21 protein-coding genes are annotated in these 23,520 nt (G+C 69.2%); 12 read left to right on the top strand and 9 right to left on the bottom strand.

Annotated elements, in window-relative coordinates:
- The first annotated feature begins 97 nt into the window (after window positions 1–97).
- Both fabG and BMZ17_RS18635 read left to right on the top strand, forming a co-directional pair.
- Window positions 98–826, top strand: a complete 729-nt coding sequence (gene fabG, locus BMZ17_RS18640; protein ID WP_093142999.1) for a 3-oxoacyl-ACP reductase FabG — start codon at window positions 98–100, stop codon at window positions 824–826.
- Between the two features lie 69 nt (window positions 827–895).
- Window positions 896–1,285, top strand: a complete 390-nt coding sequence (locus BMZ17_RS18635; RefSeq protein ID WP_093142994.1) for a hypothetical protein — start codon at window positions 896–898, stop codon at window positions 1,283–1,285.
- A gap of 45 nt (window positions 1,286–1,330) precedes the next feature.
- Here BMZ17_RS18635 and BMZ17_RS18630 read toward each other — a convergent pair whose 3' ends face one another.
- From BMZ17_RS18630 to BMZ17_RS18605, 6 genes are all read right to left on the bottom strand, one after another.
- The gene (locus tag BMZ17_RS18630; protein ID WP_093142989.1) at window positions 1,331–2,491 is read right to left on the bottom strand and encodes an L-talarate/galactarate dehydratase; all 1,161 of its coding nucleotides are present in this window, start codon (window positions 2,489–2,491) and stop codon (window positions 1,331–1,333) included.
- A 260-nt stretch (window positions 2,492–2,751) separates the two neighbouring features.
- Window positions 2,752–3,792, bottom strand: a complete 1,041-nt coding sequence (locus BMZ17_RS18625) for a LacI family DNA-binding transcriptional regulator (protein ID WP_093142985.1) — start codon at window positions 3,790–3,792, stop codon at window positions 2,752–2,754.
- 134 nt (window positions 3,793–3,926) lie between these two features.
- Window positions 3,927–5,549, bottom strand: a complete 1,623-nt coding sequence (locus BMZ17_RS18620) for an NAD(P)/FAD-dependent oxidoreductase (protein ID WP_093142980.1) — start codon at window positions 5,547–5,549, stop codon at window positions 3,927–3,929.
- Window positions 5,550–6,347, bottom strand: coding sequence for a glycosyltransferase family 2 protein (locus BMZ17_RS18615; RefSeq protein ID WP_093143958.1), 798 nt, complete (start codon window positions 6,345–6,347; stop codon window positions 5,550–5,552). It lies immediately after the preceding gene.
- Between the two features lie 14 nt (window positions 6,348–6,361).
- Complete coding sequence (locus BMZ17_RS18610) at window positions 6,362–7,147, bottom strand: beta-ketoacyl synthase chain length factor (RefSeq protein ID WP_093142974.1); 786 nt, start codon at window positions 7,145–7,147, stop codon at window positions 6,362–6,364.
- A complete protein-coding gene (locus BMZ17_RS18605) occupies window positions 7,144–8,337 on the bottom strand; it encodes a beta-ketoacyl-[acyl-carrier-protein] synthase family protein (protein ID WP_093142969.1) in 1,194 nt (397 codons plus the stop codon). The genes BMZ17_RS18610 and BMZ17_RS18605 overlap by 4 nt, the downstream gene beginning before the upstream one ends.
- 227 nt (window positions 8,338–8,564) lie before the next feature.
- Here BMZ17_RS18605 and BMZ17_RS18600 point away from each other — a divergent pair, with 227 nt between their 5' ends.
- Genes BMZ17_RS18600 through BMZ17_RS18590 form a run of 3 tightly spaced genes read left to right on the top strand, consistent with a single transcriptional unit; the run spans window position 8,565 to window position 12,567 of the window.
- Window positions 8,565–8,819: a YcgL domain-containing protein gene (locus BMZ17_RS18600; RefSeq protein WP_093142965.1), complete on the top strand. Its 255-nt coding sequence runs from the start codon at window positions 8,565–8,567 to the stop codon at window positions 8,817–8,819.
- On the top strand, window positions 8,812–12,177 hold the full coding sequence (locus BMZ17_RS18595; RefSeq protein ID WP_093142960.1) for an ankyrin repeat domain-containing protein: 3,366 nt from the start codon (window positions 8,812–8,814) through the stop codon (window positions 12,175–12,177). Before BMZ17_RS18600 ends, BMZ17_RS18595 begins: the two co-directional genes overlap by 8 nt.
- Window positions 12,178–12,210: 33 nt before the next feature.
- Window positions 12,211–12,567, top strand: coding sequence for a tRNA-binding protein (locus tag BMZ17_RS18590; RefSeq protein WP_093142956.1), 357 nt, complete (start codon window positions 12,211–12,213; stop codon window positions 12,565–12,567).
- Window positions 12,568–12,685: 118 nt separating this feature from the next.
- On the opposite strand, the gene BMZ17_RS18585 is transcribed toward BMZ17_RS18590, so the two are convergent.
- On the bottom strand, window positions 12,686–14,509 hold the full coding sequence (locus tag BMZ17_RS18585) for a monovalent cation:proton antiporter-2 (CPA2) family protein (protein WP_093142951.1): 1,824 nt from the start codon (window positions 14,507–14,509) through the stop codon (window positions 12,686–12,688).
- 196 nt (window positions 14,510–14,705) lie between these two features.
- Between BMZ17_RS18585 and BMZ17_RS18580 the strand changes: the two genes are divergently transcribed.
- Window positions 14,706–15,563, top strand: coding sequence for a TonB family protein (locus BMZ17_RS18580; RefSeq protein WP_093142947.1), 858 nt, complete (start codon window positions 14,706–14,708; stop codon window positions 15,561–15,563).
- Between the two features lie 73 nt (window positions 15,564–15,636).
- Here the strand turns inward: BMZ17_RS18580 and rho are convergent, their stop codons facing one another.
- Together rho and trxA are read right to left on the bottom strand one after the other, a co-directional pair.
- Entirely contained in the window at window positions 15,637–17,487 is a 1,851-nt protein-coding gene (rho, locus tag BMZ17_RS18575) for a transcription termination factor Rho (protein ID WP_093142942.1), read from the bottom strand.
- A gap of 226 nt (window positions 17,488–17,713) precedes the next feature.
- Window positions 17,714–18,055: a thioredoxin TrxA gene (trxA, locus tag BMZ17_RS18570; RefSeq protein ID WP_093142937.1), complete on the bottom strand. Its 342-nt coding sequence runs from the start codon at window positions 18,053–18,055 to the stop codon at window positions 17,714–17,716.
- Between the two features lie 222 nt (window positions 18,056–18,277).
- Between trxA and rhlB the strand changes: the two genes are divergently transcribed.
- From rhlB to BMZ17_RS18540, 6 genes are all read left to right on the top strand, one after another.
- A complete protein-coding gene (gene rhlB / locus BMZ17_RS18565; RefSeq protein WP_093142933.1) occupies window positions 18,278–20,062 on the top strand; it encodes an ATP-dependent RNA helicase RhlB in 1,785 nt (594 codons plus the stop codon).
- A 128-nt stretch (window positions 20,063–20,190) separates the two neighbouring features.
- Window positions 20,191–20,877: a cell division ATP-binding protein FtsE gene (gene ftsE / locus BMZ17_RS18560; protein ID WP_093142929.1), complete on the top strand. Its 687-nt coding sequence runs from the start codon at window positions 20,191–20,193 to the stop codon at window positions 20,875–20,877.
- 36 nt (window positions 20,878–20,913) lie between these two features.
- Window positions 20,914–21,882 carry a permease-like cell division protein FtsX gene (gene ftsX, locus BMZ17_RS18555; protein WP_093142924.1) on the top strand — a complete coding sequence of 323 codons (969 nt, stop codon included), beginning with the start codon at window positions 20,914–20,916 and terminating at the stop codon, window positions 21,880–21,882.
- Window positions 21,883–21,898: 16 nt separating this feature from the next.
- Window positions 21,899–22,741: a response regulator gene (locus BMZ17_RS18550; protein WP_093142920.1), complete on the top strand. Its 843-nt coding sequence runs from the start codon at window positions 21,899–21,901 to the stop codon at window positions 22,739–22,741.
- 9 nt (window positions 22,742–22,750) lie between these two features.
- A complete protein-coding gene (gene folB, locus BMZ17_RS18545) occupies window positions 22,751–23,113 on the top strand; it encodes a dihydroneopterin aldolase (RefSeq protein ID WP_093142916.1) in 363 nt (120 codons plus the stop codon).
- Complete coding sequence (locus BMZ17_RS18540; protein ID WP_093142911.1) at window positions 23,110–23,514, top strand: 2-amino-4-hydroxy-6-hydroxymethyldihydropteridine diphosphokinase; 405 nt, start codon at window positions 23,110–23,112, stop codon at window positions 23,512–23,514. The genes folB and BMZ17_RS18540 overlap by 4 nt, the downstream gene beginning before the upstream one ends.
- The last annotated feature ends 6 nt before the right edge of the window (window positions 23,515–23,520 follow it).

Genomic DNA, 23,520 nt, shown 5'->3' with positions numbered 1-23,520 from the left:
GAAGCCACATCGCTGCTGAAGTAGCGCCCACAACCGCCTCGCCGATCGTGTGTGCGATGCGGCTGCTAGCATGGCGCGCATGACTTCAGACAAGACGATGAAAGCGCCACGTCGCGCACTGGTCACCGGCGGCAGCGGCGACCTTGGCGGCGCCATCTGCACCGCGCTGGCCGCGGGTGGGTTCCATGTGATCGTGCATGCCAATCGCGGCATCGCCCGCGCCGAGGACGTGGTCCAGCAGATCCTCAATGCAGGTGGCAGCGCGCAGGCCGTGGCCTTCGACGTGGCCGATGACGCCGCCAGCACGCAGGGCATCGCCACGCTGCTGGAAGGCGGCCCGATCCAAGTCGTGGTCAACAACGCCGGCATCCACGACGACGCGCCGATGGCGGGCATGAGCGCGCAGCAATGGCACCGCGTCATCGATGTCTCGCTGCATGGCTTCTTCAACGTGACCCAGCCGCTGCTGCTGCCGATGGCGCGCACGCGCTGGGGCCGGGTGGTGTGCGTGTCGTCGGTGGCCGCAGTCACCGGCAACCGCGGCCAGACCAACTATGCTGCGGCCAAGTCCGCGCTGCATGGCGCCACCAAATCGCTGGCGCGCGAAATGGCCAGCCGCGGCATCACCGCCAATGTCGTGGCGCCCGGCGTGATCGAAGGCGCGATGGTCGGCGAGCAGTTCCCGCCGGAGATGCTCAAGCAGATCGTCCCGGCCGCACGTGCCGGCAAGCCCGAAGAAGTCGCCGCGCTGGTGGCCTTCCTGTGCTCGGATGCGTCTGGCTACATCAACGGTCAGGTGATCGGCATCAATGGCGGCATGGGCTGAGGGCAATCGCGGTATGGTGGCTGCCACGCAGGGGGCGTGCAGGGAATTGAGGACAAGGGGACCTCATCCATGGAACAGGGGATCGAACAGGCCCGGGCCGGCGCGGTTCGGCTGGCGGACGACCATCACCGGCGCGGCCTGAAATTCGGCAACGGCATCGTGATCGACGCCGAGCAGACGCGGATCTTCGCACGTGAACTGGAAGCCGCCGCGGGCAAGCTACCCGAGGCGCAAATGCATGCCTTCGCCGACCAGTACATGACGCAGGTGGCGGCGCTGTCGGGCATCGATCCGGCGCCGGCGTCCGTCGAAGACGAGGCCGAAGCGCTGGCCCGGATCTACCAGGACGAATACCGGCTGGCCAAGCGCAGGCCGACCGCGCGCCGCAAGTGGTTGTGGCGCGTGGTCGTCCCGGTGTTGCTGGCGTCGCTGGTGATCAGGACCGTCCTGCTGTCCTGAGCGCGCAGGCACATCGGGCGGACCGGGTGGGCTGCGCGATCGACGTCAACCGCGCTTGCCGAGCTCGGCTTCGGCCGCGGTCCAGCCGGCCACGCGTTCGCTCAGGCTCAGGCCAAGGCCCGGACGCGTCGGCACCAGCATCCGGCCGTCGCGGGTTTCCAGGCGCTCGTTGAACAGTGGCTCCAGCCACTCGAAATGCTCCACCCACGGCTGGGTCGGATACGCCGCCGCCAGGTGCACGTGCAGCTCCATCGCAAAATGCGGCGCGATCATCAGCCCGGCGTGCTCGGCCAGCGCGGCGACTTTCAGGTACGGCGTGATACCGCCGACGCGCGGTGCATCGGGCATCAGGAAGTCGGCGCCGCGCAGTTTGATGAACTCATTGTGCTCGGCCACGCTGGTCAGCATCTCGCCGGTGGCGATCGGCGTATCGAAGGCGGCCGCGAGCGCGGCGTGGCCTTCGGCGTCGTAGCAATCCAGCGGCTCCTCGATCCAGATCAGGTTGAATTCCTCGAAGCGCCGGCACATGCGCTGCGCGGTCGGGCGATCCCATTGCTGGTTGGCATCGACCATCAGCGGGAAGTCGTCGCCCAGATGCTTGCGCACCGTGCTGACGCGCTTCAGGTCGATCGCACTATCGGGCTGTCCGACCTTGAGCTTGATGCCGCCGATGCCCTTCTCTCGCGACTTGTCGGTGTTGACCAGCAACTCGTCCAGCGGCGTATGCAGGAAGCCACCGGAGGTGTTGTAGCAACGCACCGAATCATGCTGCGCGCCGAGCAGCCGCGCGAGCGAGAGATTCGCGCGCTTGGCCTTCAGGTCCCACAACGCCACGTCGAACGCACCAATCGCCTGCGTCGCCAGGCCGCTGCGCCCGACCGACGCACCGGCCCAGCACAGCTTGGTCCACAGCTTCTGGATGTCGCTGGGGTTTTCGTCCAGCAGTGTCGCGGCGATCTCTTTCGCATGGGCGAACTGACCGGGACCGCCGGCGCGCTTGGAATAGGTGAAGCCCAGGCCGCGATGTCCGTCCCTGGTTTCGAGCTCGACGAACAGGATCGCGATCTCGGTCATCGGCTTCTGCCGGCCGGTGAGCACCTTGGCGTCGCTGATCGGCGTGGCCAGCGGCAGGAAGGTCGAGGCGATGCGAATCCAGCTGATGCGGTCGTCATCGCCGCAGGATTGCGGAGCGGGGGAAGTCTGCATGGTTCAACTCTCTGTGTTGCGAAAGGAAGGCGGTGCGGCGTCTTAAGGTGGTGACGATGAAGATCATCGCCAGGACGAGATAGCGAATCCGGGTCTGCCCGGTCGTCGGGGTGTTGCGCATCTGTAGCTGGCCTCCTCAGCGTCCGATGTCCGCGGCCGGCAAGCCGCCGCGCGTGGATCGCCGCATCCCCCTCCGGAGCGCGGCGTGGCAGGGACACTAGGCTGATTGCGCAATCATTCAAGCAACCGCGGCGGTCGCTTCAGGTGCTGCCGCGCAGCACCACGTCGAAGCCGACATCCACGCGCAATTTGGCCGTGGACAGGTCGTCCGGATCGTCCAGCCGTGCCAGCAAGGCTTCGGCCGCGCGCTGGCCGATGCGTGCGCCATTGATGTTCACGCTGGACAGCGCCGGATGCAGATGCGCGGCGTGGCTGAGATCGCCGAAGCCCATCACCGCAAGCGCGCGAGGCACGTTGATACCGCGTTCGGCCGCTTCCTCCAGCACGCCGTGGGCCAGCGTGTCCGAGCTGCACACCACCACGTCAGGAGAGGCGCCGCGTTCGAGCAAAGTTGTCAGTCCGGCACGGCCCAGTGCGACGGTGGCCGGCGGTGGCAGCACCACGCAGGGCACCTCGGTGATGCCGTGTTCGCCGATTTCACGCACCAGGCTGTCCTTGCGCTGCCGTGCGCGCGCATCGTCCAGCATCACTGCGGCGAAGCGCCGATAGCCCTTCGCCAGGAGTTGCGCGGCCACGGCCTGGCCGATGGCCTCATGCGAGAACCCGACCAGCATGTCCAGCGGCTTGCGCGCGCTGTCCCAGGTCTCGACGATGGGAATGCCCGAGCGCGACAGCCGTATCTTGCTGGCCGCGGTGTGCAGCGTGCCGGTGAGGATGATGCCGTCGGGGCGACGCCGCAGGATCGCATCGAGCACCTGTTCCTCGCGCTCGGCCGAATAGTTGGTGAGGCCGATCAGCGTTTCGTAACCGGCCTCGGTCAGTACGTCGATCGCGGCCTGCAGCGTTTCGGAGAAGATCGAGTTGGCCACGGTCGGCACCAGCACCGCGACGAGCCGGCTGCGTTCCTCGCTGCCGCGCTGGGTAAGCATCGAGGGAACGTAGCCAAGCTTCTGCACGGCGCGGAAGACCTTCTCGCGCAGTTCGGGGCGCACGATCTCCGGTGTGTTGAGTGCGCGCGACACGGTGATCGGCGAAACGCCGGCGACGCTGGCCACGTCTATCAGCGTCGGCTGCTTGCCCGCGCGGCCTGCCTGACCCCGTCCGCTTCGCTTGCTGGTCATCGTGCCCTCCGCTGATGGCGCAGCACTGTAGCGACCGGATTCAGTCGATGCGAGGGTCGGGCCTCAACAGTGCGGCAGGCGCGCCAGTCATGGTTCTGCAAAGCGCGCGCGATGCGCGCCCGGCACTGACGCGCTCAGGCAGCGTCGGCGTACCAGGCCGCGTCCAGCGATTCGTCGCGCAGCGCCACGCCGGCCAGCAGCAGCTGCAGGCCGTGGTCGTCGATGTCGGCATGGTGCTGGCGCGCACGCGCCAGGATCTCGCCGGCCAGCCATTCCATGCGGGCGATGTTGCCGTGCAGGCGCGCGGTCAATGCATCGGTGTCCAGCACGTCGTTGAGCGCGCGGTTGAGTTCGTGGAACCAGCCGATCACGTACTGGTCCAGCAGGCGACCATCGGTGAGCGGCGCCGGCGCGTCGGCATTGCGCCGGCCCCATTCGGCGAGCAGCGCCTGCATGCCTAAGTTGAGCGCGCGACCGCGCTGGAACAGCGGTCGCAGCCGGCCCAGCAGCGACACATCGGTCAGGCGATTGGCGAAGAACAGCGGGGCCAGCAGCGCCCAGTAATACGTGTAGTCCCAGATCACCTTGACCGGCATCACCTGCGCATCGCCGAACAGCGCGTACTGGTCCTGGTAGAGCGTCAGCGTGTTTTCGTAGAAGCTGAAGTACAGCTGGTTGAAGATGCTGGCGTAGGGCGCGAACGATTCGTGCGCGCGGTCGCGCGCGATCAGGTCGGCGATGTAGGTGTTGGAAATCGCGATGAAGTCGCTGCCCGGCGAATAGAACGGATCCAGGAACACGCCGGCCTCGCCGGTCAGCGCCCAGCGGTCGCCGGAGAACACCTGCTTGCAGCCGTAGGAAAAGTGCTTGAGGAACAGGAAGTCCTGCAGCGTGTGTTCGCTTTTTTCCAGCGACGCCGCCACGCGCGGCTGGTGCACGCGCAGCCAGTCCATCGCCTTGGCGTGGGTGTTCATCGTGTCCATCGGATGCAGGTCCGCATCGCAGACGATGCCCAGCGAATGCGCGCCCGAGGACAGCGGGATCAGCCAGAACCAGTAGCCTGGCCCGCACATGTGGTTGGTCGAGCGCCATCGATCCGGTGGCGTGCAGCGCGACAGCCATGCCGGATCGTCGGACCAGTCGTTGGGATCGACGAAGCCATCCACGCGCCACCACACCGCGTTGGCGTTGTGGTCGTTGGGCTGGGCCAGGTCCAGCTTGCGCTTGAGCAGGCCGGCGCGGCCGCTGGCATCGACCACCCAGCGCGCATCCAGCTGCAGCGCTTCACCGCCGCGCTCGTAGCGCACGCCGTGGTCGTCCTGGCCGCTGGCCAGGTCCACGCCGCGCACGCTGGCGCCATCGATGAAGTCCACGCCCAGCGCACGCGCCTGTTCGCCGAGGAAGTTCTCGAAACGGCCGCGATCGATCTGCCACGATGGCGTCGGCAGCAGCTGGCTCACGCCCAGCTCGGTGCACTGGTCGATGTGCTGCTGGCCCTCGGAAAAGAAGAAGCGGAAGCCGAACTTGCGGATCTGCTCCGCATCCAGGTGCTCGCGCAGGCCCAGCACCTGGGCGAAGTAATGCGCGCCGATTTCCACGGTCGATTCGCCGACCTTGAACGCGGCCTCGCGCACCGGATGGGCGCGGCGCTCGATCACGCGCACGTCAATCGCCGGGTCCTGGCGCTTGAGCTGCAGCGCGAGCGTCAGCCCGGCCAGGCCGCCGCCGAGGATCGCGACATCGGTGCGTGTGTTCATCTAGACATCCGTGGCTGATGAGGAAGCCGGCACGGTAACAAATTCGCCACTGGGATCATGGATCACCGGCGCATGCCGGCGCGCGTTGCGGTACTCGCGCAGCACATGGCCGTAGGCGAGAACCTGGGCGATCACATGGGTGGTGATCTTGACCAGGTCGTGGACCAGGCGGAAATGGCTGGCGCGGAACTCGCCGCCTTCCAGGTGCAGGTAGCGCGTTTCAACCGGCACAGAGACCAGGCGCGCGTTGGCGCGGCGCGCGGCGCTGATCAGCATCTGCGCCTCGAACACGAAACCTTCGCCGGCCACATCCGCAAGCGTGAACACGCTGCGCGGGTAGAAGCGCTGGCCGCTCTGCGTATCCACCAGGCGGAAACCGCAGGCCCACGCGATGCCCCAATCGCCGAAGTCATTGCCGATGCGGCGGATGGTCGGCTGGCTGGCGCGCTTGCGCAGGCGCGCGCCGTTGACCACCCAGCCCGGATAGGCGTTGGCCGCATCGAGCATGCGCGGGAAATCGCTGGCCTTGTGCTGGCCGTCGCCGTCCATCGTCAGCACGCCCTGCAGGCCCATGCGTTCGGCCTGCGCGAAGCCGCTGCGCAAGGCCGCGCCCTTGCCGCGGCGCTGCGGGTGGCGGATCAACGTGACCGGCAGGCCGGCAATGCAATCGCTGGTGCCGTCGTCGGAGCCGTCATCGACCACGATCACGTGCGGGCACACCGCCAGCGCATCGCTGACCACTTCGCGGATGCGCAGCTTCTCGTTGAGCGCCGGGATCAGCACCGCCACGTCCTGCATCGTCAGCGGTGTGCTCACCGCACGATCTCCACGTGCAGCTGCGCGCCGTTGCCGGCATCGAGATGGCACTGCGCCGCGCCGCTGGCCAACGCGTCGAACAGCGGCAGCATGGGCGCCATCGCGTTGCCGGCGGCGTGGTGTTCCAGGCGTCCGGCCGGCGCGCGGTCCTGGCCGCCGGTGCCGACGCTGATGCGCAGCAGCGGGCCGTCGCCTTGCGTGGTCAGCACCAGCGCGCCACCGAGCAGGCCCTGGCTGTGCGAAACGCGGCCCAGCGGCCCGGTCGACTGGCTGTCGTAGCCGACCAGCAGCAGTTCGTCGGTATCGGTGGCCAGCTGGGTCAGCGCTTCCAGCAAGCCTTGCGCGAAACTGCCGTGGAAGGCGCTGAGCGCGGTCGCCGGCGCATGGGTTTCGGCGCCGATGGTCCAGTAGCCGGCCGCGGCGTTGTGGACCGAGTTGTGGAAACGGATCGGCGAGATGCCGGCCGGATCGTCGGCCAGCTGGCGGCACATGTAGTCGGTGATCGCCAGGTCGCCATGGGTGGAAGTGAACACCGAGGGCAGCGTCCTGGGATCGCGCTGCGCCGCGCTGCACGCGGCCAGCGCGACTTCAAGCGCGACGGCGACGGTCTCCGGCGCGCGGCGGCGCTCGTTGGGCGCCAGCAGTTGCGGTGAGGGCTTGTTGGGCGCGTCGGCCGGCAGGTTGCCGCCTTGCGCATGGGCCAGCGCGGCGTCCCAGGACGGCAGGCCACGGCACCAGAACCCAATGCCCGCGATGCGGGCCGACAGGACGATCTGGCTCATGCGCGGCCGAACACCAGTGCGCAGTTGTTGCCGCCGAAGCCAAAGGAATTGTTCATCGCGTACTGCACCGTGCGCCGCTCGGGCGCGAAGCGGATCTGCGGGCCGCAGACCGGGTCGGGAAGACTGGAATTGAGCGTGCCGGGCAGCTGGCCCGATTCGAGCGCGATCAGGGCGAACACCGATTCGACGATGCCGGCCGCGCCGAGCGTATGCCCGGTCCAGGCCTTGGTCGAAGCGGCATGCAGCGAATCGGGGAACATCGCGGCGACCGCGATCGCCTCGACCGAATCGTTGGCCGGGGTCGAGGTGCCATGCAGGTTGAGGTAATCCAGCTGCGCCGCGTCGATGCCGGCGCGGGCCAGCGCATCGCGCATCGCCAACTGCGCGCCCAGGCCTTCCGGATGCGGGGCGGACATGTGGTGGGCATCGCTGGATTCGCCATAGCCGCGCAGCTGCACGGTGCTGCTGGCGGCCTCGGTACGTTCGACCAGGGCAAAGCCGCCGGCCTCGCCCAGCGACAGGCCATCGCGGCGCGCATCGAACGGCATGCATTTGTTCTGCGAGACCAGCTGCAGCGAGTTGAAGCCGTACAGCACGCTGCCGCACAAGGTGTCCACGCCGCCGACCAGGGCCGCATCGACCAGCCCGGCCTGGATCAGGCGCGCGGCCTGGGCGAAGACCTTGGCGCTGGACGAACACGCAGTGGCCACGGTCATGCATGGCCCGGCCAGGCCGGTGGCGTGCTGGACGAAATCGCCGATCGAATGCGGGGTGTGCACGATCGGGCGTTGCAGGTCGTCGGGGAAGCGCTCGCCGCCGGCGTCGGTCTCAAGCCGGTTGTAGGCCTCCTCGCTGGCGCCGATGCTGGAGGTCGAGGTGCCCATCACCACCGCCACGCGCGCCGCGCCATAGCGTTCGCCCGCCGCGCGGGCGGCGTCGAGCAGGCCGTCCTGCTGCAGGGCCAGCCAAGCCAGGCGGTTGTTGCGGCAATCCCACTGGGCCAGTTCGGCCGGCAGCTGCACGGCTTCCACGCCCTCGACCCGGCCGATCCAGCAGTCCAGGCGCGGCGCATCGCCGAAATCGTTGGGCCGCAGGCCGCTGCGGCGCTGGTCCAGCGCCTCGGCCTGGGCCTGGCGGCCGGCGCCCAGCGCGGTGGTGGCGGTGTAGGCCGTGATCGCCAGGGGCGTCATGCGAGGCTTTGGCGACATCTATGTCCGGTGTGTCAGCGGGTGACGGGCGAGTATAGCGAGGCCTCGTGAGGCACCCGCGAGCTTGGCCGATGCCGGCCAGTCTGACGCGATGGGCGCAGTCCCGCTGTCAGGAGAATCTCCGAAAGCGCGGGTTTCGGGTTTCGCCCCTGCGGCATTTCCCGCACAATCGTGACACTTTCCTTCAACTAGCTGCCGTACGCGCCTGTATGCATGCGTTCGTTTACAAGAGCCTGCGCAAGGCCGACACCTATGTGTACCTGACGGCCCGCGATGACTTCGCGCGGCTGCCCGCGCCGCTGCGCACGCAGATGGGTGAGCTGACCTTCGTGCTGGAGGTGACGCTGACGCCGGAGCGCAAGCTGGCTCGCGACAACGTGGCCGTGGTGCGGCAGAACCTGGCCACGCAGGGCTTCCATATCCAGTTCCCGCCCACCCAGCTGGACACCATGCCGGATGCCTGAGCCCGCGCGTCGCCCAATGCCCGCAGCCTGGCTGGCCCTGGTGGTGGGCCTGGCCTTGGCGGGGGTGACCTTTCTTGGCGGCTGGATCGCCGCCGCTGGTGCGGTACTGGCGCAACCGGCGCTGGCGCTGGCGGTGTCCTGGCACGCGCGCACGCGCGCGCCAGCGGGGCGCGACTTCTTCAAGCGGGACCTGGCCGCGCTGCTGCTGCTGTGGGCGCTGGGCTTTGCCATCGTCGCGGTGCTGCTGGCGTGGCCGCTGCAGGCCTTGCGCAGCGGCGGCAGCCTGGCCGCCGCGGTCGGCCTGAGCGCGGTTGCAGGCGCCAGCCTGATCGGCCTGTGGCGGACCTGGCCGCTGTGGCAGGCGGTGGAATGCGGCGGCGGCACGCTGTCGCGGCAGTGGCGGGCGATGGCCGGCCGCGATGCCGGCGATTGGCATGGCCTGGCCGTGGCGGCTGCGGTGGCGGTGGTCATCGGCGTAGGCCTGAGCCTGGCCTGGCCGGCGCTGTGGCCCAGCACGGCGCGCGGCATCGGCACCGGCGTCTACGTGATCGCCCTGCCGCTGCTGCACTGGGGTTTGCAGCGCACCGTGCGCGCCGGCGGCCTGCCGGTGATGGAGATGCCCTCGCGCGCGCCGGCCGCCAAGGTCGCCCCGACGATCGCCCCCGCAGCGCCTGCGCCCAAAGCCGCACCGGCGGCACCGAACAAGGTCGAACCCGCGCGTCCGGCGCCGGTACGCGCGCCTTCGCTGGATGCCGAGCTTTACGAAGCCGCCCGCGGCGGCCGCGTGGAACGCGCACTGCAATTGATCGAAGCCGGCGCCAACCCGCGCGCCCTGCCGGCGCCCGGCGCACGCGACCAGCGCAGCCTGGCCGTGCTGGCGGCGGTGCTGCCGGATCTGCGCCTGCTACGCCTGCTGATCGGCAAGGGCATCGACCTCAACCAGGCCCACGCCGGCATGACCCCGCTGCTGGCCGCCACGCGCGACAGCTGGCACGGCCGTCCCGACGCGGTGACCACGCTGCTGACCAACGGCGCCGATCCGCGCCAGGCCGACGCCGACGGCAACACGCCGCTGCACCATGCCGCGCGCAGTTCCGATCCCGGCGTGGTCGCGCTGCTGCGCGATGCCGCGGCCGAACTCGACGCCCGCAACGCCGAAGGCGTCACCCCGCTGGGCATCGCCTGCATCGCCGGCAACTGGCGGCTGGCCAAGTTCCTGCTGGAGCGCGGCGCCAAGCCCGAGCCGGCCGGTGGCCAGCCGGTGCTGCTGGCCGCCGCGGCGACCGAGGAAGACGACGCCGCCGGCGTGCAGCTGCTGCTCAAGCACAAGGCCAAGGTCGATACCCGTGGCGCGCATGGGCGCAGCGCGCTGCATGCGGCGGCGCTGGCCGGCCACGGCGAGATCATCACTGCGCTGCTGGCAGCCGGCGCCTCGGTCGAGGCGCGCGACGAGGCCGGCACCACGCCCTGGCTGGAAGCGGCCCGCGGCAGCCATCTCACCGCCATCGATCTGCTGGCCAACGCCGGCGCGGACGTGGCCGCGGTCGATGCGCAGGGCCGCAACGCGCTGATGCTGGCCAGCGCCAGCGAGCAGGTGTCTTCGACGCTGGTCCGGCGCCTGCTCGACCTGGGTCTGGACCCGGCCCAGCGCGATGTGGCCGGCCTGCGTGCAGTCGATGTTGCCGCCGCCGCCGGGCGCTGGACGCTGGTCTCGCAGCTGGACCCGGACTATCCGCTGCCCAACGCGGTATCGAGCGCCGACAGCAGCCAGCCGCCGCCGGACCAGGCGCCGCTGGGCCTGCTGCGCGAAGCGCTGGAGCGCGGCACCTACGCCGGCCTGGACGGGCTGGCCCAGCTCTGCTCGCCGACCGAACTGGGCAGCCTGTTGCATGCGCCGGCCTTGTCGACCACCGCGCCGGCGCTGCACTGGCTGCTGCGTCATGGGGCCATTGGCGAATCGCGCGATGTCTACGGCGACGTGCCGCTGATCGCCTGCCTGGCGCGCGGCCCGGCCGTGCTGCCGGCGATTCGCGTCCTGCTCGATGCCGGCCTGTCGCCGGCCGGCGGCGCGGGGCTGGCGCGTTTCTTGGGCGCGTGCGTGCAGGCCGGCGCCCGCGATCACGCCGCCGCGCACGCGCTGGCGCTGGAACTGCTGCAGCGGGGCGCCGATCCGTTCGCCGCCAACGCGGCCGGGGATCGCCCGCTGACGCTGGCGGTGCGCCTGGACTGGAATCCGCTGGTCGAAGCGCTGCTGGCGCTGGGCGTGGACCGCGAAGCCCGTGACGCGCGCGGCATGTCGGCCCTGCACCTGGCCACCGCGCTGGGCAACGTGCCGATGGTGCGCCGCCTGATCGCCGGCGGTGCCGCGCCCGATGCCCGCGCCGCCGATGGCCAGACGCCGCTCGGTGTCGCGCTGTCCAGTGGCCGGCGCGACCTGGCCGACTGGCTGGACTGGCGCGTGTGGCCGCTGCCGCGACGTCCGCTGCGCAGTGGCGACCTGCCGCTGGCGGCGATCGTCGGTGACGTCGATGCCGTGCGTCGTCTGCTGGAACTGGGTTTCGACGTCGACGCGCCCGACGCGCAGGGTTGCACCGCGTTGTTGCGTGCTGCCGGTGGCGGTCACGGGTTGGTGGTGGACCTGCTGCTGGCGCGCCGCGCCAATCCGCAGCATGCCGCGCGCACCGGTGCCACGCCGCTGTCGGCCGCGGTGAGCATGCGCCAGACCGCGATCGTCGATGCGCTGCTCGCCGCCGGCGCCGAGATCGAATACCGCCTGCCGGGCGAGGTCAGCGTGCTGATGCTGGCCGCCGCGCTGGGCCTGCCGGACATCGCCGCGCGCCTGCTCACCGCCGGTGCCAACGTGCACGCCGTCGATGCGCAGGGCCTGACCGCACTGCATTGCGCCGGCCTGTTCGGCTTCATCGCCCGCGATAGCTCACGCCTGCTGGCGCTGTTGGACACCTTGCTGCTGGCCGGCGCCGAACCCGACGGCCAGGCCCCGGGCATGGTCACGCCGCTGCTGCTGTTGCTGGGCGCGCGCGCCGAGCCGGGCACCGCCTGCGACGAAGACGCGATCCTGGCCGGCCTGGAGCGCCTGCTGGACGAAGACGTGGCGCTGGACGCCCGCGATCCGCGCGGCTTCGGCCCGCTGCACCTGGCCGCGTTGCATGGCCTGCTGCGCGTGGCCCAGCGCCTGCTGCGGGCGGGCGCCGATCCGGAGCTGCGCGATGGGCTGAATCGCAGTCCGCGCGAGGTGGCGATCATGCGCGGCTTCGTCGATGTCGCCAGCGAACTCTCGCCCGGCATGCGTCCGGGCAGCGGTGCACCGATCGCGCGCTACCTGCGCGATCCGGGCTGATCGCGCCTCTCTTCCTCCCCACGGATTTCCCCGATGTCTGCAGTTGCTCCCGTCGAGCTGGCCCCGATCAGCTGGTCCGATTTCGAAAAAGTCCTGCTGGTGGCCGGCACCATCCTCAAGGTCGAGCCGTTCCCCGAAGCGCGCCATCCGGCCTACAAGGTGTGGGCCGATTTCGGGCCGTATGGCGAGCGCAAGACCAGCGCGCAGATCACCAACCTCTATGCGCCTGAAGACCTGGTGGGCAAGCAGATCGTGGCGGTGATCAACTTCCCCGAGAAGCAGATCGGTCCGTTCAAGTCGCAGTTCCTGCTGACCGGTGCCTACACCGACGAAGGCGTGGTGGTGACCACGCTGGAGCGCCCCGTGCCCAACGGCGCGCGGCTGGGCTGAGTTCGCGCCCCAGCGCGCAAGCGGTCAGCTGCGCTGGAAGCGCCAGCGCACTTGCAGCGTGGCCTGCGACTCCAACGCGCGCAGTTGCTTGCGCGCAGGCCACGAAGGGCAGGGGACTTCAGTGCGGCGCGGGATTGGCCGCTGGGCCCGGATCGATGCTGCCGGGCGTGGCGTTGTCGGTCAGGTCGGCGGCGACGAGTTTTTCCAGGTCGCGACGTGCATCGCGCGCGGTCTGCAGCAGCGCGGCTTCGTCGTCGTAGACCAGGTGCTGCTCGCGCAGCAGCTTCTCGTCATGGGCGCGGAACCGGCGCGCCTGCTCAGCCGCGGTGCCTTCGGGAACGCCCAGCGCGGTCAGGACGCGTTCGCCCATCTCCAGGCTGGAACCGAAGGTCTCGCGGAACGGCTCGGCGCTGAGATCCATCAGCCGCCACGCGTGCTGGCGGTTGCGCGCGCGCGACAGCACGGTGGCCTTGGGATACATGCGGCGGATCAGGCGTGTGGCCTTGATGTTGGTATCCGGGTCGTCCATCGCCACCACGAACACCTTGCAGTGCTGCGCGCCGGCCGCCCGCAGCAGATCTGGCCGCGTGGGATCGCCGTAGAACAGGCGTGCGGTGCCGAAGCGGCGCAGGTTGTCGACCTGCTCCGGGCTGTGCTCCAGCGCGATGAAGGGCAGCCGCTGCGCCGTCAGCAGCCGCGCCACGATCTGGCCGAAACGACCCATGCCGGCAATGAGCACCTGCGGCTGCTGGTCGTCCACCTCATCGAATGCGCGGGTCTGCACCGGCGCCGGCGCATGGTCCAGCCAGCGGCTGGCGGCGATCAGCAGCAACGGGGTGGCCGCCATCGACAGGCCGACCATCGCCACAAGGCGGTCGTGGTGTTCGACGCTGAGCAGGTTGGCCTGCACGGCTTGGTTGAACACGACGAAGGCGAACTCACCGCCCAGCCACAGCACGCCGCCCAGCTTGAGCGCCGAGCGCCAGCTCATCTGCTGCTGCCAGCGGCCGAGCACGAACAGCACGCCCACCTTCACCAGCAGCAGCGCGACCACGCCGGCGGCGATGATCTGCGGCTCGGCGCGGATGCGATCCAGGTCGATGCTCATCCCCACCGCGATGAAGAACAAGCCCAGCAGCAGGCTCTTGAACGGCTCGATCTGCGATTCCAGCTCGTGGCGGAATTCCGAATCGGATAGCAGCACGCCGGCCAGGAACGCGCCCAGGCCCGCGCTCAAGCCGGCCAGCTCCATGAACCACGCGGTGCCCAGCACCACCAGCAGCGCGCTGGCGGTGAACACCTCCGGCATGCGCGTGCGCGCGACCGTGCGGAACAGATGCCGCAGCAACAGCCGCCCGCACAGCACCACGATCACGATCGCGCCGACTGCGTTCACAGCGGCCGACCAGGTCAGGGTCTGGTTCTTGGCGCCGCCCAGCAGCGGGATCGCGGCCAGCAGCGGGATCGCCGCCAGGTCCTGGAACAGCAGTACCGCAAATCCGGTACGACCGTAATCGCTGGTCAGCGCCTTGCGCTCGGCCAGCAGCTGCAGGCTCACCGCGGTCGAGGACAGCGCCAGGCCCATGCCGACGATCAACGCCGCCTTCCAGCCCAGCCCCAGGCCCATGCACACTGCACCCAGGATCAGCGTGGTCAGCAGCACCTGCAGCCCGCCGGTGCCGAACACCGGCTTGCGCATCACCTTCAGGCGCGAGGGCGAGAGCTCCAGCCCGATCACGAACAGCAGCATCACCACGCCGATCTCCGACGCGTTGAGGATGCGCTCGGCATCGCGCACGACGCCGAATCCGTCCGGCCCCAGCACCGCCCCTGCCACCAGATACGCCAGCACCGCGCCCAGCCCGAAACGCTTGAAGATCGGCACGGCGATCACGCCGGCCAACAGGAACACCAAGGCTATTTGCAGACCACCGCCGTGCATGGGGGATTCTCCGGAAAACGTCGTTCATTATGCGGCGCCCGTGACAGCTTCCCGCGCCTGCCGCTGGGCCACTGCGTTACGTCCCGTGCTGCGCGTGTGGCAACGGCATGGATGCGCGGGCGGCGGGACTTGGGTTGCCGCCCGTGCGGCACTGGCATAGGCTCGGCGCATTCTGGAATGCGAAGGAGTCGCGGTGATGGCACGGATCTGGCACATGGGTGCATGGGTGGTCGCCCTGTCGATGTTGACCGCAGGCGCGCAGGCGCAGACAGCCAGCGCGGTGCGCAAGACGATCGAGGCCAGCATGCTGGTCAGCGGCGATATCGAGATCACGCCGCAAGGCAAAGTCGAGACGTATCGCTTCGATCACCCGGAAGACCTGCCGCCGGAAGCGCGGCAGTTGCTGGACCAGGCGATTCCTTCCTGGGTGTTCCATCCGGTGGAGCGCGATGGCCACGCGGTCGGTGCGCGTTCGAAGATGAGCCTGCGACTGGTCGCACGTAAGCTGGACAACGATCGGTACGAAATGGCGGTGCGCAGCGCACAGTTCGAAGGCGATCCGCAGCCGGGCGAAGTCGTTGGCAGCGCGAAGATGACACCGCCGCGTTACCCGCAGACGGCCGCACAGAATGGCGTGGCCGGCGACGTCTATCTGCTGGTGCGCGTGGGCCGTGATGGCACCGTGGAGGATGTTGCCGCCGAGCAGACCAACCTGCAGGTCGTGGACCGCGAGCGCAACATGGAGAAGTGGCGCGCGATGTTCGAAAAATCCGCGATGGATGCCGCGCGTGGCTGGACCTTCGTGCCGCCCACCAGGGGCGAGTCGGTCGGCGATGCTTACTGGCAGGTGCGCGTGCCGGTCAGTTACAGCATGGGTGAGCCTCGAAAACTGGAAGAAGTGAAGTGGCGCGCCTACGTGCCTGGCCCTCGCAACCTCATTCCCTGGGCCAAGCCGAATGTGGCAGCCGATACCGGTGTAGACGCGGGCATCGATGGCCACGTCAGCCAGGTCGGCGCCGGCCTGCAGCTGAAGACGCCGCTGGGCGCGAGCTGATCCCGCAATCTCGCGATAGACAAAAAGCCCCGCAATGCGGGGCTTTTTGTTGGCCGATGGAAGCGCTGGAAACTCAGCGCTTCATCGAGCTGAAGAACTCGTCGTTCGACTTGGTGTTCTTCATCTTGTCGAGCATGAATTCCATCGCGGCGATTTCGTCCATCGGGTGTAGCAGCTTGCGCAGGATCCAGATCTTCTGCAGCAGCTCCGGTTCGATCAGCAGGTCTTCGCGGCGGGTGCCCGAACGGTTGATGTCGATCGCCGGATAGACGCGCTTCTCGGTGATGCGACGATTCAAATGCACTTCGCTGTTGCCGGTGCCCTTGAATTCTTCGTAGATCACCTCGTCCATCTTCGAGCCGGTCTCGACCAGCGCGGTGGCGATGATGGTCAGCGAGCCGCCTTCTTCCACGTTACGCGCCGCGCCGAAGAAGCGCTTCGGGCGGTGCAGGGCGTTGGCGTCTACGCCGCCGCTGAGCACCTTGCCCGAGCTCGGCACCACGTTGTTGTAGGCGCGGGCCAGGCGGGTGATCGAGTCCAGCATGATCACCACGTCCTTCTTGTGCTCGACCAGGCGCTTGGCCCGCTCGATCACCATCTCGGCGACCTGCACGTGGCGTGCGGCCGGCTCGTCGAAGGTGGAGGAGATGACCTCGCCGCGCACGGTGCGCTGCATTTCGGTCACTTCTTCCGGGCGCTCGTCGATCAGCAGCACGATCAGGTGCACGTCCGGATGATTGGTCGTGATGGCCGTGGCCACCTGCTGCATCATCATCGTCTTACCGGCCTTGGGCGGGGAGACGATCAGCGCGCGCTGGCCTTTGCCCTGCGGTGCCATCAGGTCGAGGATGCGGCCGGAAATGTCTTCCGACGAACCGTTGCCGCGCTCCAGGGTGAAGCGCTTGCGCGGGAACAGGGCGGTCAGGTTCTCGAACAGCACCTTGCCCTTGCTGGCTTCGATCGGCTCACCGTTGATGGTGTCCACGATCGACAGCGCGAAATAGCGCTCGCCGTCCTTCGGGAAGCGGATGCGTCCGGCCAGGTGATCGCCGGTGCGCAGGTTGAAGCGGCGGATCTGGCTGGGCGAGATGTAGGTGTCATCCGGGCCGGCCAAGTAGCTGGCTTCCGCCGCGCGCAGGAAGCCGAAGCCGTCGGGCAGGATTTCCAGCACGCCGTCGGCGGCGACGCCTTCGCCGTGGCGGGTCAGCACCTTGAGCAGGGCGAAGATCACGTCCTGCTTGCGGGCGCGGGCCACGCCTTCGTGGATCTGCAGCTGGTCGGCGATGTCCAGCAGCTTGAACGCCGGCATGCGCTTGAGGTCGCTCAGCGAATACTGCGGGAAGCCTTCCGGCACCTGCGGATGCGGGCGCGGGACGAAATTCTCGTTGGCGCCGTCGGCCGGGAAGCCATCGCCACCGCCGCCGAAGCCGCGGTTGTTGTTGCCGCCGCCACCGCCGCCGCCGCCGCCGCCATTGCGCTCGCGGTCGCGGTCGCGGCGGTTGCGGAAGCGCTCGCGGCGATTGTTGCCGCCGCCGGCGTTCTGGCCCTGGCCCTGACCTTGCGGGCCGTTGTTGTGCTGCGGACGCTGGGCGTTGCCGCCTTCGTTACCGCCGCCGTTGGTGTGCTGTTGGCGCGACTCGGAAGACGGGCCAGCGTCGCCGCCTTCATTGCGCGGGGCCGGGGCTTCGGCCGACGGCGCGGGCTGCGACTGCGGCTGCGGCGCAGCTGCAACGGGTGCAGGCGCGGGCGCGGGAGATTCGGGAGCGGGCTTCGGCGCGGCGGGCGCGGCCGGGGGCGCGGTGTCCAGGGCCAGGTTGGCCTGCGGTGCGCCAGCGTCGCCCTTGGTGGCGGCGGTCTTGGCCACGCGCGGCTTGCGCACGCGCTTCTCGGCCGTTGCTGCGCCGGTTTCGTTGCTGTCGGACAAAGTGCGATTCCTCACTGAGAGGTTGCGAGCGGCCGGCGGCGAAAGGCGCGGGCGGCTGGAGTGACTGGGAAGTGGTACTGCAGAAGGGGTGCGGCGCTTGGATCCCCTGCGCCGGATGGGGTGGACACTATCACCGCGCCGGGACGGCTTCAAGCACGCCCGGCAGCGGGTTGCAACGGATTCAGGCGGCGGCGCGCGCCGTGGGCGGCGCGCCGGAACGGCCGGATCAGGCGGCTGCGGCGCCGATGGCCTTGTCGATCATCTGGGTCAGCTGGCCCTTGCCCACGGCGCCGACCTGGGTCGCCTGGACCTGGCCGTCCTTGAACAGCAGCAGCAGCGGGATGTTGCGCACGTGGTACTTGATGGCCGTCGCGCGGTTGTCGTCCACGTTCAGCTTCACGACCTTCAGGCGGCCGTTGTAGCTGTCGGCCAGTTCGTCCAGGACCGGGGCGATCATCTTGCACGGGCCGCACCATTCGGCCCAGAAATCCACCAGCACGGGCTCGCTGGACTGCAGGACAGCAGCATCGAAATCGGCATCGCCGACGTGGGTCACCTTGTCGCTCATCTAAGGTCTCCGAGGGAGTTTTCGCGGTGCGGGGCCGAAGATGGCCGCCGGATGCGGTAAAATGGGGCGTTTCGCGGCCTGATCAAGCCCTGACATGCAAGGGCAAGGTCGCACCACCCGGCATCGAGTCGCCAGTTTGCGACCGGGGTGCCGGCGATGCAAGCGGACGCCTCCGCCCCTTCAGCCTGCCGTCGCCCCTGCGCCGCGGCGCAAAGAGAATTCATGAGCGACAAGCCCCTTACTGACGTCACCTTCAACACGTTCGAGCTGCATCCGGACCTCCTGGCGGGCCTGGAAGCGGCAGGCTTTTCCCGCTGCACCCCGATCCAGGCGCTGACCCTGCCGGTGGCACTGGCCGGGCGCGATGTCGCCGGCCAGGCCCAGACCGGCACCGGCAAGACCCTGGCGTTCCTGGTCGCGGTGATGAACCGCCTGTTGACCCGCCCGGCGCTGGCCGACCGCAAGCCGGAAGACCCGCGCGCGCTGATCATGGCGCCGACCCGCGAACTGGCCATCCAGATCCACAAGGATGCGATGAAGTTCGGCGAGCAGCTCGGCCTGCGCTTTGCCCTGATCTACGGCGGCGTGGACTACGACAAGCAGCGCGAACTGCTGCAGCAGGGCGTGGACGTGATCATCGCCACCCCGGGCCGCCTGATCGACTACGTCAAGCAGCACAAGGTGGTGTCCCTGCACGCCTGCGAGATGTGCGTGATGGACGAAGCCGATCGCATGTTCGATCTGGGCTTCATCAAAGACATCCGCTTCCTGCTGCGCCGCATGCCCGAGCGCGGTACCCGCCAGACGCTGCTGTTCTCGGCCACGCTGAGCCATCGCGTGCTGGAGCTGGCCTACGAGCACATGAACGAGCCGGAGAAGCTCGTCGTCGAGGCCGAGACCATCACCGCCGCGCGCGTGCGCCAGCGCATGTACCTGCCGGCCGACGACGAGAAGATCCCGCTGCTGATCGGCCTGCTCTCGCGCAGCGAAGGCGCGCGCACGATGGTGTTCGTCAACACCAAGGCCTTCGTCGAACGCGTGGCCCGGGCGCTGGAACGCGCCGGCTACCGCGTCGGCGTGCTGTCGGGCGACGTGCCGCAGAAGAAGCGCGAAACCCTGCTCAAGCAATTCCAGGCCGGCCGGCTTGAACTGCTGGTGGCCACCGACGTGGCCGCGCGTGGCCTGCACATCGACGGCGTCAGCCACGTCTACAACTACGACCTGCCGTTCGATGCCGAGGACTACGTGCACCGCATCGGCCGCACCGCGCGCCTGGGCGCCGAGGGCGACGCGATCAGCTTCGCCTGCGAGCGCTATGCGCAGAGCCTGCCGGACATCGAGGCCTACATCGAGCAGAAGATCCCGGTCGAGCCGATCACCGCCGAACTGCTGACCGCACTTCCGCGCCCCGAGCGCGCGCCGCTGCCGGCGGCCGAGGAAGGCGAGGAAGCCGAAAGCGTCAGCGCGATCTTCCGCGAAGCCCGCGAGCAGAAGGCCGCCGACGAGGCGCGCCGTGGCGGCGGGCGTTCGTCCAGTGGTCCGGGCGGTCGCAGTGGCGGTCCGCGCGAAGGTAGCCGCAGCGGTGGGCGTTCGGGCGAAGGCGCGGGCAGCCGCGGCCCGCGTCCGCCGCGCCGTCCGCGCAGCGAGCCGGTCGATGCGTCCGGCACGACCGCGCCGCCGGCGGGCGATCCGCTGGTCGCTGCGGCGACGGGTCCTGCCCAGGCGGCTGCGCCGGGCACGGGCGCGGTGATCGATCCGCAGGCGCCGCAGGGCGACAAGCCGGCCCGCAAGCGCCGTCGCCGTCGTCATGGCCGTCCGGTGGAAGGTGGCGAAGGCCAGCAGGCGGGCAACGCCGCGACCAACGGCGAGGGTGCGCCGCGTCCGCCGCGCGCCAACGCTGGCCCGGCTGCCAAGCCGCGCGCGGCCGAAGCGCCGGCCGCCGCTCGTGCCAACGACTCGTTCCTGACCCGCCTGGGGCGCAAGATCAAGTCGCTGGTCGGCGGCTGATCGCCTCGCGTTGAAGCTTAAAGAACGGGTCGCCAGCAGGCGGCCCGTTTTCGTTTTGGCGGCCTGATGCGCGATGTCGGTCTGCACGGTGCCCACCGCTCACGTCGCGATAGGCATAATCGCCGCCCATGACCGTCCTGCGCTTTGAAAACGTCAGCAAGCAGTATCCCGGTGGCCACGAGGCCCTGTCCGATGTGAGCTTCGAGGTGGCCGAAGGCGAGATGCTGTTCGTCACCGGCCACTCCGGCGCCGGCAAGAGCACCCTGCTCAAGCTGATCCACCTCAGCGAACGGCCCAGCCGAGGCGCGGTGGTGTTCGGCGGCCGCAACCTGCTCAAGGTGCGCGGCGGCAACGTCGCCCTGCACCGCCGCCACGTGGGCGCGGTCTACCAGGACCATCGCCTGCTGACCGACCGCACCGTGGCCGAGAACGTCGCCCTGCCGCTGATCCTGCGCGGCGAGCGTCGCGGCGACATCGGCAAGCGCGTGCGCGAGGTGCTGACCCGGCTCGGGCTGGGCCATCGCGAGCGCGCGCTGCCGACCCAGCTGTCGGCCGGTGAACAGCAGCGCGTGGGCATCGCCCGGGCGATCGTCTCCGAGCCGCAGCTGCTGGTCGCCGACGAGCCCACCGGCAACCTCGATCCGACCCTGGCGGCCGAGATCATGTCGCTGTTCGCCTCCATGCCCGAGCGCGGCACCTCGGTGCTGGTGGTCAGCCATGACCTGGCGCTGATCAAGCGCATGCGCAAGCGCGCCCTGATCCTGGACCACGGCCGGCTGATGGACGACATCTCGCCGGACGACCTGGCGGACTGACCTGATGATTTACGCACTGCATGCCGGGAGCCGCGCATGAACGACACCGCGCCGACCCCGAAGATCGAGCCCAACCGCCGCGCGCCCGGCCCGCGTTCGGGCGTGGGGATCTGGCTGGACCAGCATCTCTACAGCTTTGTCTCCAGCCTGGGTCGCGCCGTGCGCCGGCCGTGGTCGACCGCGCTGACCATCGGCGTGATGGCGGTGGCCTTCGCGCTACCGCTGGGCCTGTGGCTGGCGCTGGGCAACGTGCAGCACTTCGCCGGCAACGTGCAGGCCTCGCGCCAGGTGGATGTCTTCCTGAAGCTGGACACGCCGGCCGAGCGCGCGCAGGCGCTGGCCGAGCAGGTCCGCGGCCGCAGTGACGTGGCCAGCGTCGAGCTGCGCACGCCGGAGCAAGGGCTGGCCGATTTCCGCAAGCTCAGCGGCCTGGATGCGGCGATCGATGCACTGGACGACAATCCGCTGCCCGCGCAGCTGATCGTGATCCCCAGCGGCGACGATGCCGCCCTGGCCGACGCGCTCAAGCAGCTGCCCGAAGCCGACACGGTCCAGCACGACGCGGTCTGGCGCCAGCGCCTGGATGGCTGGCTGCACTTCGGCACGCGCCTGGCCTGGGTGCTGGCGGCGTTGTTCGGCCTGGGCGCGCTGCTGGTCGTGGGCAATACCGTGCGCCTGGACATTCAGTCGCGGCGCGAGGAAATCGGCGTGCTGCAGCTGCTGGGCGCCACCGATGGCTTCATCCGCCGGCCCTTCATCTATTTGGGCGCGTGGTACGGCCTGGGCGCCGGCGTGCTGGCGCTGGCCCTGGTCATCGGCGCTGGTATCGCCCTGCGCGCGCCGCTGGATGCGCTGGCCAAGAGCTACGGCAGCAGCTTCGCCCTGGACGGGCTGGACCCGGCGCGCGCCGGGCTGGTATTAGTGGCGGCCTTGATCATCGGTTGGCTCGGAGCGTGGTGGGTGACCGGTCACTACCTGCGCCAGACCCGTCCGACCGACACCTGACCCTTTCTGGCCCTTCATGCCCCCACAAGACCTGCGGCACCTGATCAGCGAAACACCCCGCGTCATGGTGGTGGATGGCTCCAAGATGGTGCGCAAGCTCATCGCCGACGTCCTCAAGCGCGATCTGCCGCAGGTCGAGGTGATTGGGTGCGCGACCCTGGCCGAAGCGCGCAAGGCGCTGGCCGAGGGCCCGGTCGACCTGGTCACCACGGCGCTGTCGCTCAAGAGCGGCAGCGGCTTGGAAGTGGCCCGCGCCGTGCGCGAAACGGCCGGCCAGGCCTACGTGCCGGTGATCGTGGTCTCTGGCGAAGCCCAGGCGCATCTTGAGGAGCGCCGCTTCACCGAGTTCGTCACCGATTATTTCGACAAGGCGCTGGGCCACGAGGCGCTGGCGGCCTTCATCCACGGCTATGTGCAGCCCGAGCCGCTGCCCGGCTCAACGGTGCTGTACGTGGAAGACAGCCGCGTGGTCGCCGAGACCACCAAGCGCATGCTGGAGCGCCACGACCTGAATGTGGTGCACGTGCTGCGTGCCGAAGACGCCTTCGCGCTGCTGACGGCCGAATCGCTGGGCATGTCCAAGCACCAGTTCGACGTGGTGCTGACCGACGTGACCCTGAAGGGCGAGCTGAGCGGCATGGACATCATTCAGCGCGTGCGCGTGGACTTCGCCTACGGCAAGCGGCGCCTGCCGATCCTGGTGATGACCGGCGACAGCAACCGCGACAACCAGGCCGAACTGCTGCAGCAGGGCGCCAACGATCTGGTGCTCAAGCCGATCGAAGAACGCCTGCTGGTGACCAAGGTGCTGTTCCAGCTGCGCCTGGCCCGCATGGCCGGCCCGCGCCAGGACGATTGAGACACGCCGATGGACGATGTGATCTTCATCGATGGCCTGCAGGTGCAGGCCTTGATCGGCGTCTACGACTTCGAGCGCGACGCGACCCAGCCGCTGGTGTTCGACGTGGAGATGACCGTCGACACGCGCAGCGCCGGCAGCAGCGATGCGCTGGCCGACACCGTCGATTACGCGGTGATCGCGCAGACCATCGAGGCGATCTGTACGCAGTCAGGCTTCGCCCTGGTCGAAGCACTGGCCGACACCATCGCCACGCAGTTGCTGCGCGATTTCCCAATCCAGCAGCTCAGCTTGCGCGTGACCAAGCCGCAGGCCGTGCCGGCCGCGCGCGGCGTGGGTGTGCGCATCGTCCGTCGCAAGGAGTCCGCATGAAGACGCGCCGCTACGTGCTGCTGCTGGGCAGCAGCCTGGACTCGCCGCAGGTGCTGCGGCTGGCGATCGAAACGCTGTCCGCGCAAGGGCTGGTCGAAGCGACTTCGCGTTGCGTCGAAGGGCCGAGTGTCAGCGGCGACGCGCGCCGCTTCCACAACCAGGCGATCGTCTTCGCCAGCGGCCTGGCCAACGATGCACTGGTGGTCTCGCTGAAGAAGATCGAAACCGAGCTGGGCCGCGTGCCTGGCGATGCGCAGTGCGTGATCGATATCGACCTGGCCTGCGAGTGCGATGCGCACGGCATCGTGCTGTGGCGCGACGACACCAAGCTGGGGCATCCACTGTTCGTCGGCTTGATGCAGGACGTGCTCAACCAGCTGCGTGGGCCGACGCTGGCCTGAGCAAGT

Source organism: Pseudoxanthomonas sp. GM95 (genome assembly GCF_900109775.1).
Classification (GTDB): Bacteria; Pseudomonadota; Gammaproteobacteria; order Xanthomonadales; family Xanthomonadaceae; genus Pseudoxanthomonas_A.
Note: the sequence above shows the minus strand (reverse complement) of the source record. Positions and strands in the feature narration are given on the sequence as shown.

Bases quoted from the DNA above. Each gene is read 5' to 3' on its own strand.
- BMZ17_RS18625 (WP_093142985.1), bottom strand. From the start codon at position 3,792: ATGACCAGCAAGCGAAGCGGACGGGGTCAGGCAGGCCGCGCGGGCAAG.
- BMZ17_RS18635 (WP_093142994.1), top strand. From the start codon at position 896: ATGGAACAGGGGATCGAACAGGCCCGGGCCGGCGCGGTTCGGCTGGCG.
- BMZ17_RS18605 (WP_093142969.1), bottom strand. From the start codon at position 8,337: ATGACGCCCCTGGCGATCACGGCCTACACCGCCACCACCGCGCTGGGC.
- BMZ17_RS18630 (WP_093142989.1), bottom strand. From the start codon at position 2,491: ATGCAGACTTCCCCCGCTCCGCAATCCTGCGGCGATGACGACCGCATC.
- BMZ17_RS18595 (WP_093142960.1), top strand. From the start codon at position 8,812: ATGCCTGAGCCCGCGCGTCGCCCAATGCCCGCAGCCTGGCTGGCCCTG.
- BMZ17_RS18610 (WP_093142974.1), bottom strand. From the start codon at position 7,147: ATGAGCCAGATCGTCCTGTCGGCCCGCATCGCGGGCATTGGGTTCTGG.
- BMZ17_RS18550 (WP_093142920.1), top strand. From the start codon at position 21,899: ATGCCCCCACAAGACCTGCGGCACCTGATCAGCGAAACACCCCGCGTC.
- BMZ17_RS18585 (WP_093142951.1), bottom strand. From the start codon at position 14,509: ATGCACGGCGGTGGTCTGCAAATAGCCTTGGTGTTCCTGTTGGCCGGC.
- ftsE (WP_093142929.1), top strand. From the start codon at position 20,191: ATGACCGTCCTGCGCTTTGAAAACGTCAGCAAGCAGTATCCCGGTGGC.
- fabG (WP_093142999.1), top strand. From the start codon at position 98: ATGAAAGCGCCACGTCGCGCACTGGTCACCGGCGGCAGCGGCGACCTT.
- BMZ17_RS18590 (WP_093142956.1), top strand. From the start codon at position 12,211: ATGTCTGCAGTTGCTCCCGTCGAGCTGGCCCCGATCAGCTGGTCCGAT.
- BMZ17_RS18540 (WP_093142911.1), top strand. From the start codon at position 23,110: ATGAAGACGCGCCGCTACGTGCTGCTGCTGGGCAGCAGCCTGGACTCG.
- BMZ17_RS18600 (WP_093142965.1), top strand. From the start codon at position 8,565: ATGCATGCGTTCGTTTACAAGAGCCTGCGCAAGGCCGACACCTATGTG.
- rhlB (WP_093142933.1), top strand. From the start codon at position 18,278: ATGAGCGACAAGCCCCTTACTGACGTCACCTTCAACACGTTCGAGCTG.
- BMZ17_RS18580 (WP_093142947.1), top strand. From the start codon at position 14,706: ATGGCACGGATCTGGCACATGGGTGCATGGGTGGTCGCCCTGTCGATG.
- BMZ17_RS18620 (WP_093142980.1), bottom strand. From the start codon at position 5,549: ATGAACACACGCACCGATGTCGCGATCCTCGGCGGCGGCCTGGCCGGG.
- folB (WP_093142916.1), top strand. From the start codon at position 22,751: ATGGACGATGTGATCTTCATCGATGGCCTGCAGGTGCAGGCCTTGATC.
- BMZ17_RS18615 (WP_093143958.1), bottom strand. From the start codon at position 6,347: ATGCAGGACGTGGCGGTGCTGATCCCGGCGCTCAACGAGAAGCTGCGC.
- trxA (WP_093142937.1), bottom strand. From the start codon at position 18,055: ATGAGCGACAAGGTGACCCACGTCGGCGATGCCGATTTCGATGCTGCT.
- ftsX (WP_093142924.1), top strand. From the start codon at position 20,914: ATGAACGACACCGCGCCGACCCCGAAGATCGAGCCCAACCGCCGCGCG.